Annotated in this window: 15 protein-coding genes; 13 read left to right on the top strand and 2 right to left on the bottom strand. The window is 74.1% G+C overall.

What is annotated here, in order from left to right; translation table 11 throughout:
* Window positions 1-137 precede the first annotated feature (137 nt).
* Window positions 138-356, top strand: a complete 219-nt coding sequence (locus ABD223_RS40900) for an ESX secretion-associated protein EspG (RefSeq protein ID WP_344043265.1) — start codon at window positions 138-140, stop codon at window positions 354-356.
* Here ABD223_RS40900 and ABD223_RS40895 read toward each other — a convergent pair.
* Window positions 325-921 (bottom strand): TetR family transcriptional regulator, encoded by a 597-nt coding sequence (locus ABD223_RS40895; RefSeq protein ID WP_344043263.1) that lies wholly within the window; start codon window positions 919-921, stop codon window positions 325-327. The genes ABD223_RS40900 and ABD223_RS40895 overlap by 32 nt on opposite strands.
* Window positions 922-1016: 95 nt before the next feature.
* On the opposite strand from ABD223_RS40895, the gene ABD223_RS40890 reads away from it, so the two are divergent.
* Window positions 1017-2168: an acyl-CoA dehydrogenase family protein gene (locus ABD223_RS40890; protein WP_344043261.1), complete on the top strand. Its 1152-nt coding sequence runs from the start codon at window positions 1017-1019 to the stop codon at window positions 2166-2168.
* Between the two features lie 9 nt (window positions 2169-2177).
* Complete coding sequence (locus tag ABD223_RS40885) at window positions 2178-3347, top strand: acyl-CoA dehydrogenase family protein (RefSeq protein WP_344043259.1); 1170 nt, start codon at window positions 2178-2180, stop codon at window positions 3345-3347.
* A 352-nt stretch (window positions 3348-3699) separates the two neighbouring features.
* On the opposite strand, the gene ABD223_RS40880 is transcribed toward ABD223_RS40885, so the two are convergent.
* Window positions 3700-4344 (bottom strand): GntR family transcriptional regulator, encoded by a 645-nt coding sequence (locus ABD223_RS40880; protein ID WP_344043257.1) that lies wholly within the window; start codon window positions 4342-4344, stop codon window positions 3700-3702.
* A gap of 83 nt (window positions 4345-4427) precedes the next feature.
* Here ABD223_RS40880 and ABD223_RS40875 point away from each other — a divergent pair, with 83 nt between their 5' ends.
* The 10 genes from ABD223_RS40875 to ABD223_RS40830 all read left to right on the top strand — a co-directional run bounded on the left by ABD223_RS40875 (window position 4428) and on the right by ABD223_RS40830 (window position 14979).
* Complete coding sequence (locus ABD223_RS40875) at window positions 4428-5375, top strand: asparaginase (protein ID WP_344043255.1); 948 nt, start codon at window positions 4428-4430, stop codon at window positions 5373-5375.
* 37 nt (window positions 5376-5412) lie between these two features.
* Window positions 5413-5739, top strand: coding sequence for a hypothetical protein (locus ABD223_RS40870; RefSeq protein ID WP_344043253.1), 327 nt, complete (start codon window positions 5413-5415; stop codon window positions 5737-5739).
* A 34-nt stretch (window positions 5740-5773) separates the two neighbouring features.
* Entirely contained in the window at window positions 5774-6211 is a 438-nt protein-coding gene (gene msrB, locus ABD223_RS40865) for a peptide-methionine (R)-S-oxide reductase MsrB (protein WP_344043251.1), read from the top strand.
* Window positions 6212-6501: 290 nt separating this feature from the next.
* Window positions 6502-7470, top strand: a complete 969-nt coding sequence (locus tag ABD223_RS40860; protein WP_344043249.1) for a TIGR04222 domain-containing membrane protein — start codon at window positions 6502-6504, stop codon at window positions 7468-7470.
* Window positions 7404-8468 carry a TIGR04222 domain-containing membrane protein gene (locus tag ABD223_RS40855; protein ID WP_344043247.1) on the top strand — a complete coding sequence of 355 codons (1065 nt, stop codon included), beginning with the start codon at window positions 7404-7406 and terminating at the stop codon, window positions 8466-8468. Before ABD223_RS40860 ends, ABD223_RS40855 begins: the two co-directional genes overlap by 67 nt.
* Window positions 8386-9315: a TIGR04222 domain-containing membrane protein gene (locus ABD223_RS40850; protein ID WP_344043245.1), complete on the top strand. Its 930-nt coding sequence runs from the start codon at window positions 8386-8388 to the stop codon at window positions 9313-9315. Before ABD223_RS40855 ends, ABD223_RS40850 begins: the two co-directional genes overlap by 83 nt.
* 564 nt (window positions 9316-9879) lie before the next feature.
* Window positions 9880-10677, top strand: coding sequence for an MbnB/TglH/ChrH family RiPP precursor modification enzyme (locus ABD223_RS40845; RefSeq protein WP_344043243.1), 798 nt, complete (start codon window positions 9880-9882; stop codon window positions 10675-10677).
* Window positions 10674-11021 (top strand): SCO6045 C-terminal-like domain-containing protein, encoded by a 348-nt coding sequence (locus ABD223_RS40840; protein WP_344043241.1) that lies wholly within the window; start codon window positions 10674-10676, stop codon window positions 11019-11021. The genes ABD223_RS40845 and ABD223_RS40840 overlap by 4 nt, the downstream gene beginning before the upstream one ends.
* 47 nt (window positions 11022-11068) lie before the next feature.
* The gene (locus tag ABD223_RS40835; protein ID WP_344043239.1) at window positions 11069-11560 is read left to right on the top strand and encodes a hypothetical protein; all 492 of its coding nucleotides are present in this window, start codon (window positions 11069-11071) and stop codon (window positions 11558-11560) included.
* A gap of 215 nt (window positions 11561-11775) precedes the next feature.
* Window positions 11776-14979 (top strand): S8 family serine peptidase, encoded by a 3204-nt coding sequence (locus tag ABD223_RS40830; protein WP_344043237.1) that lies wholly within the window; start codon window positions 11776-11778, stop codon window positions 14977-14979.
* Window positions 14980-15014: the final 35 nt, after the last annotated feature.

Genomic DNA, 15014 nt, shown 5'->3' with positions numbered 1-15014 from the left:
TCCTGTTCGCCATGCTCCGCACCAAGACCCACTACCGACACCCCGACACCGCTCCCACGCCGGCTGCGGCTTGACAACCACATAGGGACACCCCCCGGCAGGACGTCAGGCAGGCCGCGCGCGGCGGGAACGACGACGTGCGGGTGCTGCGGGAGATGCTGTCCGGCCCGATCACCGGCACCGGCCACCTCACGGCGAGGCCGCCGGGCCACCCCGTCCCGCCCGCCGTGACGTGGATCGACACCCCGCGCGGCCGGTACGCGAGCGTGGGCGCCGACTGGCTCACCGTCGCGCCCGCCGACCACGTGGGGCTCGTGCGCCGGCTCAGCCGGGCGCTCGCGCCGCCAGCCCGGTGACGAACGACTCCAGCGCCAGCTCGAAGCTGTCGTGGTCCAGCTCCTGGGCCACGCCCGGCAGCAGGTGGGCCTTGTCCAGGTTCGGGTACCGGTCGCGGTAGACGGCCTGGTCCTCGGAGAAGCCGCTGGAGAACGTGCTCAGCGCCGCGCCGAACACCAGGTACATCAGCCCGGCCGCGATCATGGTCGCCTCCCGCCGCGACCAGCCGGCCGCGACCAGGCCGCCGTGCACGACGTCCAGGCGTCGCAGGGACGCCTCCCGGTGCGCGGGTCCGTAGGCGAGGAACGGGACGATGTTGGGGTGCCGCGCCAACGCCGACCGGTAGGACCACGCCGCGCTGCGCAGGCCGCTGCGCCAGTCGCCGCCGTCGAAGCCGGACACGTCGACCTTCTCCAGGATCTCCGCCGCGACCTCGTGCAGCAGGTCGTCCTTGGTGCTCACGTGCCCGTACAGGGACGCCGCCTGGACGCCCAGCTCGGCGGCCAGTTTGCGCATCGACAGGCCGTCGAGCCCGTCCCGGTCGATGATGAGCAGGGTGGCGGTCCGGATGCGCGAGGCGCTCAAGATCGGGTTCCTCGGCATGTCGCTCCCCTTGCCCCTGGGTCTGGTCCGCGCCTAGGTTAGATAACCTAACACCGTTCGGTTAGGAGGGCAGCGGGGTGGATCTGCGCATCCCAGACGAGCACCGGCAGCTGCGGGAGCTGGCGCACCGGTTCACCGAGGAGCGCATCGTCCCGCACGCCGCCCGGTGGGACCGCGACGAGGAGATCGACCGCGACCTGGTGCCCGCGCTCGGCGAGGTGGGCTTCCTGGGCCTGGGCGTCCCGGAGGAGCACGGCGGCTCCGGCGGCGACCACCTGGCGTACTGCCTGGTCCTGGAGGAGCTCGCGCGCGGCGACTCGGCCGTGCGCGGCATCGTCTCGGTGTCGCTCGGCCTGGTCGGCAAGACCATCGCCAGGCACGGCGACGACGCCCAGAAGCGGCGGTGGCTGCCCGACCTGTGCGCGGGCCGCGCCCTGGGCTGCTTCGGCCTCACCGAACCCGGCACGGGCTCCGACGCGGCCTCCCTGGCCACGAGGGCGGTCCGGGACGGCGACGACTGGCTCGTCACCGGGCGCAAGGTGTTCATCACCAACGGCACCTGGGCCGACGTGGCGCTGATCTTCGCCCGGACCGGCGGACCGGGCCCGCGGGGCATCACCGCGTTCCTCGTGCCGACCGACTCGCCCGGTTTCACCGCCACCGAGATCCGCGGCAAGCTCGGCATGCGCGGCCAGGCCACCGCCGAACTCGCCCTCGACGGCGTCCGCGTGCCCGACGGGCGCCGGCTCGGCGACGAGGGCGCCGGTTTCCGGATCGCCATGGCGGCGCTGGACCGGGGCCGGATGTCCGTGGCCGCGGGCTGCGTCGGCGCGGCGCGCGGCGCGCTGGAGGCCGCGGTGGGCTACGCCAAGCAGCGCGAGCAGTTCGGCAAGCCCATCGCGGGCTTCCAGCTCGTGCAGGAGCTGCTGGCCGACATGGCCGTGGAGACCGACGCGGCCCGCCTGCTCACCTGGCGGTGCGCCGACCTGGCCGACCGCGGCGAGCCGTTCGGCACCGAGGCGTCCATGGCCAAGCTCTACGCCAGCGAGGCCTCCGTGCGGGTGGCCGACCGGGCCGTCCAGGTCTTCGGCGGCTACGGCTACACCGACGAGTACCCGGTGGGCAAGTACCTGCGGGACACCCGGGTCACAACCCTCTACGAGGGCACCAGCCAGATCCAGAAACTGCTCATCGGCCGGGCGTTGACCGGCATCAACGCGTTCGCGTAGGAGGACGGCATGGATTTCGGGCTCGACGACGAGCAGCGGGAGGTCCGCGACTGGGTGCGGACCTTCGTGCGCCGGGAGGTGACGCCCCTGGAGCCGGAGGTGCTGCGCCGGGAGCGCGCCGGGCAACCCGGCCTGACCCGGGACGAGCTGAAGGAGCTCCAGGACAAGGCCAAGGCCGCGGGCTTCTTCGGCCTGCTCACGCCCCAGGAGTACGGCGGCATGGACCTGGGCGCGGTGATGACCGCGCTCGTGGAGGCCGAGCTGGGCCGCAGCTTCGTGCCGTTCCGGTTCGGCGGCTACGCGGACAACATCCTGTTCCACGGCAACGAGGAGCAGAAGCAGCGCTACCTGCTGCCCACGATCTCGGGCGAGCGGGTGTCGTGCTTCGCGATCACCGAGCCGGGCGCGGGCTCCGACGCCAAGGCCATCCGCACGTCCGCCCGCAAGGAGGGCGGCGAGTGGGTGATCAACGGCGAGAAGACGTTCATCACGCAGGGCCACGAGGCCGACTTCGTGATGGTGTTCGCGGTGACCGACCGGGAGAAGGGCGCGGACGGCGGCGTCACGTGCTTCCTGGTCGACCGGGACATGGGGTGGAAGTCCGAGCCGATCCAGACCATGGGCCAGTGGGGCCCGGCGGCGCTGGTGTTCGACGACGTGCGCGTGCCCGAGGAGAACGTGCTCGGCGAGGTCGGCAAGGGCTTCCACCTGGCCATGCAGTGGATCGGCCAGGGCCGCTACCTGCTGCCCGCGCGGGCGCTGGGCTCGTGCGAGCGGCTGGTGGAGATGGCGGTCGAGCAGGCGAACAACCGGGTGACGTTCGGCCAGCCCATCGCGTCCTACCAGGCGATCCAGTGGATGATCGCGGATTCGGCGGTGGAGGTCGAGGCGCTGCGGTGGCTCGTGCTGCACGCGGCGTGGCTGGTGGACCAGGGCGCCGACTCCCGGCAGGCGCAGTCGATGGCCAAGCTGTACGGCGGCATCAAGGCCAACGAGATCGTCGACCGGGTGCTCCAGATCCACGGCGGCATGGGGTACACGCGGGAGCTGCCGGTCGAGCGCTGGTACCGCGAGCTGCGGCTGCTGCGGATCTACGAGGGCACGGACGAGATCCAGCGGCGCACCATCGCGCGCAACCTGCTCAAGGGGCACGCGAAGGTGACCGGCAGCCTGGGCTGAGCCGCGGTCGCCCGGCGCGGGGGTGGTCTTCCCCGCGCCGGGCGACCGCGGTCACGCGGACGACCCGGCACCGCCGCTGTCGGACTCCGCGGGTCCACCGGCGACGGCCGGCCCGAGCGCTCCGGCGACCGGCGCCGTCCGCCCCGGCCCACCGGGCGGTCCTGCCCCGGCGATTCCCACCCGGCGCCCTCCTGTCCGGTGTGGACGGTCCGGAGTGGACGGCGGCGGCACCGGCGGGCCGGTCGCCCCCGGTGTTCGTCCCGGCTCCTCGCGGGTCCGCGCTCCGACCGGCTCCGGCGGCCCGGCTGCACGCGCCGGGTGAGCCGCCCGTGCGCCCGCCGTGCCCGGCGGGTCAGCCCAGGCTGGTGAGCATCTGCGCGCACACCCTCGCCAGGTGCCTGCGCATCGCGTCCGACGCCCGCCCCGGCTCACCCGACGCCACCGCGGCCACCAGCGCGTCGTGGTCGTCGAGGGAGGCGTGCTGGTGCGGCGGGTCGTCCCGGAGCCCGCTGCGCAGCAGCACCACCCGCTGCTGCACCAGCCGCACCTGCTCGGCGATCCGGGGGCTCCGGGCCGCGTCCAGCAGCGACTGGTGGAACGCCAGGTCCAGCCGGTAGGGGAAGCGCTCCCCCGCCGAGTAGGCCCGGCGCGACTCCTCGCACACCGCCCGCAGCCGCACCACGTCCGCCTCGGTGCGACGCGACGCCGCGAGCCCGGCCGCCGCGCACTCCAGGGCCGTGCGCAGCTCGAACAGCGCCTGCACCTCGGCCGCGTCGGCGGTCGGCACGGACGCGCCCCGGTGCGGCACCAGCACCAGCAGCCCCTCGGACGCCAGGTGCCGGATCGCCTCGCGCAGCGGCCCGCGCGAGATGCCGAGGCGCTGGGCCAGCTCGACCTCGTTCACCCGCGTCCCGGGCGGGATCTCGCCGGTCAGCACCAGCTCGCGGAGCACTTCCACGGCCTGACCGGCCAGGCTCAGATGCAGGGGAGGTGTCACGTACGTCTCCTAGCGCCGACCGACCACCGCCATGTTAACTGTCGACAGTTGGCAGCGACGCTGTGAGGCTCGTGGAGGGACGCATGGCACACGAACTGGTCGCCGAGGTCTGGCGGGGCGGTTTCCTGGAGTCCGTGCACCACGGCTCGGTCATCGCGCTCGACCGGGACGGCCGCGAGGCGCTGGTCGTGGGCCGGCCCCACGACACCGCCTACCCGCGCTCGTCCAACAAGCCGGTCCAGGCGCTCGCCCTGCTCCGCAACGGCCTCGACCTCGACGGCGAGCTGCTCGCCCTGGCGTGCGCCAGCCACTCCGGCGAGGACTTCCACGTGGCGGGCGTGCGCCGGGTCCTGCGGGCGCACGGCCTCGACGAGGGCGCGCTCCAGTGCACGCCCGGCCTGCCCATCGGCGAGCGGGCCCTGAGGGACCACTTCGCCGCCGGCCGCGACGCCGCCCCCGTCTACATGAACTGCTCGGGCAAGCACGCAGCCATGCTCGCCACCTGCGTGGTCAACGGCTGGTCCACGCACGACTACCTCGACCCGGGCCACCCGCTCCAGCTGGCCGTCCGCGACACCCTGGCGGAGCTGGCCGGCGAGCCCATCGGCGCCGAGGGCGTCGACGGCTGCGGCGCGCCGCTGCTCGGCATCAGCCTCAAGGGCCTGGCCAGGGCGTTCAGCACGATCGCCACCGCCGGCGAGGGCAGCCACGAGCACCGCGTCGCCCGAGCCATGACCTCCCACCCGGAGTGGGTCGGCGGCACGGACCGCGACGTCACCAAGCTCATGCGGGCCATCCCGGGCGCGGTGGCCAAGGACGGCGCCGAGGGCGTGTACGCGGTGGGCCTGCCCACCGGGGAGGCCGTGGCCTGCAAGATCGCCGACGGCTCCAGCCGCGCGCGGGCCGTGGTCGTGGTCGCCGCGCTGCGCAGGCTGGCCGTCGACGCGCCGGACGAGCTGGCCACGTTCCCCGTGCTCGGCCACGGGCGCGCGGTCGGCGCGGTGCGGCCGTCGCCCGTCCTGGTCGGCTGAACCGGGTAAGGGTTGAAACGCCGGCTACCCTGGCTGCATGTCCAGCGCCAGAGCCGCCGACTTCCCCGACGACCGGCCACGCGACCGGTCCGAGGACTGGGTGGACGACGAGCTGATCGGCCTGGACCCCGACGACCCGGAGACCAGGGCGTTCGCCGAGCACCTCGACCGCTTGCAGCGCCCGCAGGCCAACTTCACCGTGGAGGGCTCGCTCGCGGGCGTCTCGGACTTCGCGGACTCCGCCAACCGCGCCGGCGGGCTCAGGCGGCTCATCGCGGTCGTCGTGGTCGGCCTGATCCTGCTCGGGGTGGGCGTGAGCGCCTGGTACTACCTCGGCGCCCTGCTGACCGTCCTGTTCGGCTGACGCCCGTTCGGCCGACGTCGACTAAGGTGGAGGTATGGAACCTGTCGTCGGCGCCACCCCGAAGGTGGTTCGCTCCGAACTGGAGTGGCGGGAGATCCTGACCCCCAAGGAGTACGCGGTGCTGCGCGAGGCGGGCACCGAGCCCGCGTGGACGGGCGAGTACACCGACACCAAGGCCGAGGGCGTCTACTCCTGCCGCGCCTGCGGTACCGAGCTGTTCCGCAGCGAGGCGAAGTTCGACTCGCACTGCGGCTGGCCCTCGTTCTACGCGCCCCAGGCCGGTGACGCGGTGATCCTCCGGGAGGACCGGTCCTACGGGATGGTCCGCACCGAGGTGCTGTGCGCCCACTGCCACAGCCACCTGGGGCACGTCTTCGAGGGCGAGGGTTACGCCACACCGACGGATCAGCGCTACTGCATCAACTCGGTCAGTTTGCGTCTGGTCGACCCAGCCGTTGATCCAGCAGACTGAAGGCCCTGCTCGGAACGATGGCAAATCCACACTGGGAGGAATAATGCGCATCTTCAAGGGCACGGACGGCGAAGGCTCCGGGGGCGTGGACGGCGCTTCGTCCTCCTGAGCCGACCGGGAGCCCCGGGACCCGCGCGCTCCGGCGTCGGGTCCCGGGGCTCCTCGCCGGAAAGCCCCGGGACGTCAACCCTAAGGCTTGCTCAAGCACCCTTGCCCGGGTGTGGCCTGCGGCACACGATTGCCTCCTGGCTGGTGGACCTGGGTCCACCGAGGCCCACAGGGGGTGGACCGTGGAACGACCGTGGGGCTTGTCCGGCCCGGAATTCCTGGAGCTGTACTGGATCGCGCTGTCGGTGTCGGTGGCGTTCGCGGTCCTCGTGCGGGTGCGACTGCGGGGGACGCGGGGAGGCGTCTCCTCGCACGTGCCCGACCTGCTCGACATCGCCTACCTGACCGGCGGCCCGCGACGGGTGGTCGAGGCGTCGGTGGCGCGCCTGGTCGCGTCGGGCGTGCTGGCGCCGGCCCGCAGCGGGACCGTGCGGGTCGTGGGCGCGCCGACCACCGGGCACCCGGTCGACCTGGCCGTGGTGGCGGACGTGACGCGCTACCGCATGCGGACGTTGCACCTGCTGTTCCAGTCGGCCCCGAGCGCCGCGGAACCGCTCGCGGTCGGGCGTCGGCTGGTCGACGAGGGCTACGTGGTGGAGCCGGGTCGGGCCAGGTCGTCGGTGCGGCTCGGGCTGGTGCCGGTGGTGCTGGTCCTCGTGGTCGGCGTGGCGCGCTGGCCGGTCGAGCTGGCCGTGGGCGCGGCGGCCGGGTGGTTGACGCTGTGGCTGGCGCTGACCGGTGTGCTGGTGTTCCTGCTGGGGAAGGTCGGTTCGCCGATGCTCACCGCGCGCGGTCGTGACGCGGTGTCGAGGGCTCGCGCGGGCGAGGTCACCGGGGGGTGGGGAACGACCACCTCGGCCGAGCCGGCCGAGGTGGTCGCTCTCCGGGGGTTCGAGGCCCACCCGGACGTCCTGCTGCGCGCGGCGGGCCGCCGGCAACCGCTCGCGGGCGCGCGGGCGTCGGCGGTGTCGCGGTCCGGTTTCACGCGGTCGCGCGCGTCGTCGTCCGGTTCGGCGGGCGGCTGGGTGGTGCTGGGCGGTTCCAACGGCGGTTCCGGCAGCGGTTTCGACGGCGGTGGCAGCAGTTGCGGCGGTGGCGGCAGCAGTTGCGGCGGCGGTGGGGGCGGCTGCGGCGGCGGTGGCGGCTGCTGAGCCGCTGGGTCGCGGTCGTGGGTTTCCCGTGGTGGTACGGCGCGGCGCTGGTCGTCGCGGTGGTGGTCGGGCTGCGGCTCAAGCGGGTCACCGGCGCCGCGCCCGGCCGGGTGCTCGGGTTCGAGGAGGTCGGGTACCTCGGTGGCGGGCCGGTGCGGGCGGTCGAGGTGGCCGTGGCGGGGCTGGTGGCCGACAACCGGGCGCGGGTGTCCGGCTCGACGGTGACCGCCGTCCCGCCGGCGGACCCCGGTGAGGGCCGACCGGCGACGGCGTTGCGGGCAGCGGTCCTGACCAGGTTGCCGCAGGCGTTCGACGACCCGGTGGTCGAGGTCGCCACCAGCGCACCGGCCCGGCGGATCGGCGCGCGGCTGGTCGCGGAAGGGCTGCTGGTGGCGCCCCGTCACCGCCTGGCGCGGGCAGCCCTGGCCGCGCTCCCCCTGGCCCTGCTCGCCGTCGCGGCCGTCCTCGCAGGTCCGGGCGGCTGGGCGACGGGCGCCGCGTCGGCCGTCACCGGGGCCCTGGCGGTCCTGCTGCTGCTCGGCCCGCCGCCCGTGCTGACCAGGCACGGCGCGCGGGCGTTCGCCCGGGCCACCGAGGGCCTGGCCCCGGTGGACCCGGCCGAGGTGACGGCCCGCTACGGCCTGCCGCGAACCACCTCCCCGCCCGCGCCGCACGAGGGGTCGGCGCGGACGGGGAGGTTCGGTTCGGCGCCCGACGAGGGCTTCGACACGGTGTTCAACGGCCGGCACGCGGAACCGATCACCCATCCGGCGGCGTCTGACGCACCGCGCCCGCGACGTTCCCGCGCCCGCGCCGCGTCGGCGGAACCGCGGCGTTGGAGCCGCCGCAACGGGTGGCTGGTCGCGGGCGGCTGGTTCGCGGGCGGTTGGTTGGCCGGTGAGTACCTGACGGGTGATGGGTGGGAGGGCGACGACGGTGGTGGATTCGTGGACCCAGGCTCCGGCGGGTTCGACGGGGGCGGGGGGTTCGGCGCCTGAGCTGTGGCCGGAGGAGCAGGCGTACGTGATGGCCGGCCCCGGACGTGCGGCGGAGGTCGCGCTGGTGTCGCTGGTCGATGCGGGCGCGGTGCGGATCTCGCGCGAAGGGGTGGTCAGCCCGGTGCACCGGGCAGGCCGGCTGTGGAGCCCGTTGCAGACGCGCGTGCTCCGCGTGATACCGATGCCGATGGGGACCGCCATCGCCGCGACGGCCGCGGGCGCCGAAGCCAAGGCCATGAGGCAAGACCTCATCGCCCGCGGCTACCTCACCCCGCCCGGGCGACAGGTGGCGATGCGCCGGCTGCGGTGGTTCCTGCTGCTGGCGGCAAGCGCGGCGCTGGTGCTCACCATCGCGCTGGACCTGCCGTTCGCCGTGACCGCCGCGGTGGCGGTGGTCGCACTGGTCGGCTCGACCGCGACCAGCCGCGCCGGGCGGCCGCTGACGAGCGCGGGCCTGGCCGCGGCACGCCGCCTGCGCCTGGCGGCGACGGACGCGGAACGCCGCCTGAACGGGACGCCCACCCGCCCGAAGTCCGCCCCGGCCTGGATGGCGGTCTCGACGTTGAGCGCGGCGGACCGGCTGGTGCTGCTGGCGTGCCACGGGCTGCTGGGCCGGATCGGGCGGCGGAACGTGTGGGAGGTGCTGGGCGTCGAGCCGGCGGCGGCCAAGACGCTGCGCCGGCGCAAGCGGACCTCAGGCGGCGGCGGTGGCTCGTCGTGCAGCGGCGGGTGCGGCAGTTGCTCCGGCAGCAACTGCGGTGGTGGGGGCGACAGCGGGTCGAGCAGCGGCGGGTCGTCGTGCGGCGGTGGCGGCGGGGGTTGCGGCGGCGGGGGTGGGGGCGACTGATCCTGCCGGTCCTGCGCCGGGGCCGGCCGGAGGTGCGACGAGAGGTCACGCGACGGCTGGCAAGTGGGCCGGCGGGTGGCAAGTCGGCCGGCGGCTGACACGGGTCGAGGGCCGGCTGATGGGCCTGGCCGCCGGCAGGGCTGTGGCGATTGAGAGTTGGCGGCCGGCGGGTTGGCGGGGCCGGCAGGTAGGCGGGGCCGGCTGGTCGTCGGGGCCGGCGGGTTGGCGGGTCGTGAGGTGGCCGGTCGGCGGGCTGCTGGGTGGGGCCGTCGGGCAGGGCGGGGTGTGAGGTGGTGGTCGGTCGGCGATGTGGTCGGCCGGAGCGGGGGGTGGGTCGGGCGTTCGGTCGGGGGCCGGGTCGTGAGCGGGGGCTGAGTCGTGGTCGAGGGCTGAGTCGTGAGTGGGGCTGGGTCGTGGTCGGGTTCGTGATCGGGGTGGTCGAGGTAGCGGGGTGGTCGGCGCGGGTTCCTTCATGTCTAACCGAGTGACTTGGACCCCGTTTCCGTACATCGGCCACCCGATCGTGTATCAAGAACTCCATATCAGCAGGTCAGAGAGGTAGCCATGGAGAAGCTGGGCGTGGGTGTCGGGTGGCGTCCCGAGATCGACCTGACCGTTGAGCGCCTCCCCGGCGTGGATTTCGTCGAGGTCGTCGCCGAGAACCTCCACCCCGACCACCTCCCCGAGTCCGTCCTTCTCCTGCGCGACCGCGGCCTGCCCGTCCTGCCCCACGCCGTCTCGTTGTCGCTGGGCGGGGCCGACCCCGTGGACGCCGGCCGGGTCGCCCACCTCGCCTCCCTGGCCGAGGCGCTCGACGCGCCCCTGGTCAGCGACCACGTGTGCTTCGTGCGCGCGGGCGGTTTGGACTCCGGGCACCTCATGCCGCTCCCCCGCACCCGCGACGCCCTCGACGTGCTGGTCGCGAACGTCACGGCGGTCCAGCGCGACCTCCCCGTGCCGCTCGCGCTGGAGAACGTGGCCGCCCTCCTGGAGTGGTCCGACGGCGAGCTGACCGAGGGCCAGTTCCTCGCCGACCTGGTCGAGCGGACGGGGTGCCACCTGCTGATCGACGTCGCGAACCTCTACGCCAACGCCCGCAACCTGGGCACCGACGTCGACCGCTTCCTCGACGAGATCCCCTTGGAGCGCCTCGCTTACGTCCACGTCGCGGGTGGCGCGGAGCACGGCGGTCTCTACCACGACACCCACGCCCACGCGGTCCCGCCGGAGGTCTTGGACGTGCTCGCCCGTCTCCGCGCGCGCGTCGACCCGCCGGGTGTGCTGCTGGAGCGGGACGACGACTACCCGTCCGACGCGGAGTTGGCCGATGAGCTGGCCGCGATCCGGGCGGTGGTCGGGTGACCCGGCCGCAGCGGGAGCGGCTCGCCGCCGCGCAGGCCGAGTTGCTCCAAGCCCTGCTGGCGGGTGGGCCGGCGCCGGAGGGGTTCGCCGCCGACCGCGTCGACGTCGAGCGGCGGGCGTTGCTCAACAAGCGCCGCGGCATCGTGGCCTCGTTGCGGCCCGAGGTGGCGGCGGAGCTGGGTGAGCGGTTCCGACCGCTGTTCGACGATTACGCGCGGCAGCACCCGCGGCGGGTCGGGACCCGGTTCCGCGAGGACGCCGCCGCGTTCGCCGAGTGGGCCGTCGCCCGGGGGGAGTTGCCGCCGCCGAAGAAGAAGCGGTGGTGGCGGATCGGGGCGGGCTGAGCAACCCGGGAGGGCGCCGGTCACGTCCTCAACTCATGCCGAGTCGCTTGTCGAACCACCTGTTGAGACCTGTCGCGGTGGCGGCGTTGCTGCTGTCCGCGGGGTGCGACGCCGATGTCGTCCAAGGCTGCACGTTGATCGGCACGCCGGTCGGCATCGGGATCGTCGTCCGCCACGCCGAGGTGAGGGACGTGGCGATGGAGGTTTGCTGGGCCGGTTCCTGTGTTACCCCGTCCGTGGAGCTGCATCCATCCAGTCGGGTCGGTGGGACGACGTGCACCGGCGCCGCACCGGACGACACGTGCGGCGCCCGGTCCGAGCCGACCGGTGAGCTGAGCGGTTTCGCGCAGGTCGAGGACCTGCCCGCCGAACCGGTGAGCGTTCGCCTGTCGCTGTCAGACCAATCCGGATCTGCGCTGGTCGAGCGCGAGATCGCGGTGACGCCCGAAATGGCCCATCCCAACGGTCCGAACTGCCCAGCGGGTGGGCCACAGGCACGTATCGCGGTTGAGCCCGACGGCTCAGTCACCGAACAGTAGGTAACCGCTTACTCCGCTGAATTGGCCAAGAACACACCGACCAATCAGCGGCTGTTCGCACCGATCCGGCCCCTTACCGTCGAGGTCGAGGGCAACGTCACTCCCGGTATTCCTGCCGCGACCGCGGGTAGCACCGCCCTTCCGGCCGCGCCCACCGCAGTGCGCGGCACCTCACGGGAGGTTTCGACGAAGTGAAGAACCCACGTTGGCGCGGCATGACATCGGTGGCCGCGCTGGTCGCGGCCACCGTCACGGGGAGCGGTCTCGCCTCCCACGCCCAAGCCGAGGACCTGGCCGAGTTCCCGGGCGAGCACCGCACCGTCACCCTCATCACCGGCGACCGGGTCGTCCTGGTCGGCGACGACGTGAAGACCCTGGTCGCCGCGCCGGGACGGGAACGCTCGGTGTTCCACTCCTACGAACGCGACGGGCACCTGCACGTGGTGCCGCGCGACGCGGCCAGGCTGGTTTCGCAGGGCAGGCTCGACCCGCGGCTGTTCGACGTCACGGGTCTGGTCGAGGCGGGGTACGACGACGCCCGCCGCGACCACCTGCCGCTGATCGTGGTCGGTGATCGGCAACCCTCCACGGCGGGGTTGCGGACCGGCCGCGACCTGCCCGCGGTCGGCGCGTACGCCGCGCAGGTGGTCAAGGCCCGGGCGATGGACACCTGGCGAACGCTCGCGTCGGGGGCGAGCGTGCGCAAGGTGTGGCTGGACGGCGTGCGCCGGCCGACCCTGGACCGCTCCACCGCGCAGATCGGCGCGCCGACCGCGTGGCAGGCGGGTCTGACCGGCAAGGGCGTGAAGGTCGCCGTGCTGGACACCGGCGTCGACGCCGACCACCCGGACCTGGCCGGTCACGTGGTGGGCGCGGCGAACTTCACCGACGCGCCGGACAACACCGACGAGGTCGGCCACGGCACGCACGTCGCCGCGACCATCGCCAGTTCCGGCGGGGCGTACCGGGGCGTGGCACCGGAGGCGGACCTGCTCGACGGCAAGGTGTGCGTCGCGGAGGGCTGCCAGGAGTCGGCGATCCTGGCCGGCATGCAGTGGGCCGCCGAGCAGGGCGCGGACGTGGTCAACCTCAGCCTGGGCGGCACCGACACCGCGGAGCTGGACCCGCTGGAGCAGGCCGTCAACCATCTGTCATCTGATATCGGGATTTTGTTCGTCATCGCCGCGGGCAACAACTCCCGCCCGGAGACGATCTCCTCGCCGGGCAGCGCCGACGCCGCGCTGACGGTGGGCGCGGTGGACCGCGCGGACGGCATCGCGCCGTTCTCCAGCCGCGGTCCCCGGGTCGGTGACGGCGCGGTCAAGCCCGACCTCACCGCGCCCGGCGTGGACATCGTCGCGGCGAGGTCGAGCAGCGGCGTCGTGGGCACGCCCGTCGGCGAGGGCCACGCGGCCATGTCCGGCACGTCGATGGCCACCCCGCACGTCGCGGGCGCGGCGGCGCTGCTCGCGCAGCGGAACCCGGCGTGGACCGGCGCGCAGCTCAAGGCGGCCCTGGTCGCCTCGGCTCGCAACAACCCGTCGTTGACCTCGTTCGACCAGGGCGCGGGCCGGGTGGACGTCGCCGCGGCGCTGACCACCACGGTCACCGCGGAGCCCGCGAGCCTGGCCATGGGCCTCCAGAGGTGGCCGCACGGCGACGACACCCCGGTCACCAAGGCGGTGACCTACCGCAACAGCGGCACGTCCCCGGTCACGCTCGACCTGGCCCTGGACGTGCGGGGCCCGGACGGCGGGGGCGCGCCGGCGGGCCTGGTGTCGGTCTCCCCGGCGAAGGTCACCGTGCCCGCGGCCGGCGAGGCGACCGCCTCGGTCACCGCGAACACCCGCCTGGGCGCGGCGGACGGCCTGTACGTGGGTTCGGTGGTCGCCACCGGCGGCGCGGAGCCGCTGCGGACCGCGTTGAGCGTGAACCGCGAGGAGGAGAGCTACGACGTCACCTTCAGCTACGTCGACGCCACGGGCGCGGCGGCTGACAATTACTACTCGACTGTCATCGGGATGGACAACGACACGTTCGCCTTCCCGTACGACGCGGACGGCACGTTCACGCTGCGGCTGCCCAGGGGCCGGTACTTCACCAGTTCCGACGTGGTCACCGGCGAGTCGGGGCTGGCGCTGCTGCCGCACCCGGGCCTGGACGTCACCGCCGACACCACCCTGGTGCTCGACGCCCGCACGGCCAGGCCGCTGCGGATCACCGCGCCGGACCCGGGCGCCGAGGAGGCGTTGGGCGATGTCACGGTGGTGCGCAGGAACGGCGCGCGGCAGGCGAGCGTGAGCACCGCGTTCCTCGGCGGGTTCGGCCCGGACGTGTCCATCGCGCACTCCGGCCCGGCCCTGGCCGCGGACGAGGTGACCGGCCTGATCGGGGCCCAGTTCCGCGGCACGCCGGACGGGGGCACGCCGGTGTCCTACCGGCTCGCCTGGACCCGGCAGGGCGAGCTGCCGACCGGGTTCGAACGCGCGCCGGCCGCGGCCGAGCTGGCCGAGGTGCGCTCGGACTTCGGCCCGGGACCGGCGGACCGGGAGTTCGGCTACGGCGGCAACCCGATGACCCCGGGAGGCGTCGGCGGCTGGGCGTGGACGACGGACGTGGCCGCGCCCGGCCGGGCGATCAACCGGGTCAACGCGGACCTGGCCTGGTCGTGGGGTTTCCTCCAGTTCGGCCCGGAGGGCTCGGTGGAGGCCACGCTGTCCTCGCCGGAGCGCGCCTACAGCCGCGGCGGCACGGCCTCGGAGCGCGCGAACGACCCGGTGTTCTCCCCGGCGCTGCCCGAGTCGCGGTCGCCGTACCTGGGTCGGATGGGTGACGAGATCAGCTTCGCCCTGCCGCTGTTCACCGACGCCGCGGGCAACGGCGGCAACTCGTCGGTGGTGTCGGCGCGGACCGCACTGCTGCGCGACGGCGCCCTGGTCGGCGAGACGCCGTACGCGGCCAACGGCCTGTTCGAGGTGCCGGCGGGCGCGGCGACCTACCGGGTGGAGACGGAGGCGGTGCGGCCGGCGGGCGTGTCGGAGTTCGCCACGCGGGTCAGCGGGTCCTGGACGTTCCGCTCCGACACGGTGGACGGCGAGGACTACGCGCCGCTGCCGCTGTCGGTGGTCCGATTCACGCCCGCCCTCGACGCGTCCGGCGCGACGCCCAAGGGGCAGGTCCTGCGGGTGCCGCTGACCGTGCAGCAGCAGGAGGGCGCGAGCAACGGCCGGGTGTCCCGGATCGACGTCGAGGTGTCGTTCGACGACGGCGCGACGTGGACCGCCGTGCCGGTCTCGGGCGGGGTGGCGCAGGTCGCCAACCCGGACGCGGCCGGGTTCGGGTCGGTGCGGGTGAAGGCCACCGACAGCGGCGGCAACGCCCTGGAGCACACCGTGATCCGCGCCTACAAGATCGTTTAGCGGTGGCGGGCGTGCCGGGAGGGCGTGGCTCCTCC

This window comes from Saccharothrix xinjiangensis (genome assembly GCF_039527585.1).
In the GTDB taxonomy this organism is placed as follows: domain Bacteria; phylum Actinomycetota; class Actinomycetes; order Mycobacteriales; family Pseudonocardiaceae; genus Actinosynnema; species Actinosynnema xinjiangensis.
This window is presented reverse-complemented; position numbering and strand designations above follow the sequence as displayed.

What these genes read in the sequence shown, in the direction of transcription:
- ABD223_RS40885 (WP_344043259.1), top strand. Translation starts at nt 2,178, where the DNA reads ATGGATTTCGGGCTCGACGACGAGCAGCGGGAGGTCCGCGACTGGGTG.
- ABD223_RS40875 (WP_344043255.1), top strand. Translation starts at nt 4,428, where the DNA reads ATGGCACACGAACTGGTCGCCGAGGTCTGGCGGGGCGGTTTCCTGGAG.
- ABD223_RS40870 (WP_344043253.1), top strand. Translation starts at nt 5,413, where the DNA reads ATGTCCAGCGCCAGAGCCGCCGACTTCCCCGACGACCGGCCACGCGAC.
- msrB (WP_344043251.1), top strand. Translation starts at nt 5,774, where the DNA reads ATGGAACCTGTCGTCGGCGCCACCCCGAAGGTGGTTCGCTCCGAACTG.
- ABD223_RS40850 (WP_344043245.1), top strand. Translation starts at nt 8,386, where the DNA reads ATGGGTGGGAGGGCGACGACGGTGGTGGATTCGTGGACCCAGGCTCCG.
- ABD223_RS40845 (WP_344043243.1), top strand. Translation starts at nt 9,880, where the DNA reads ATGGAGAAGCTGGGCGTGGGTGTCGGGTGGCGTCCCGAGATCGACCTG.
- ABD223_RS40830 (WP_344043237.1), top strand. Translation starts at nt 11,776, where the DNA reads ATGACATCGGTGGCCGCGCTGGTCGCGGCCACCGTCACGGGGAGCGGT.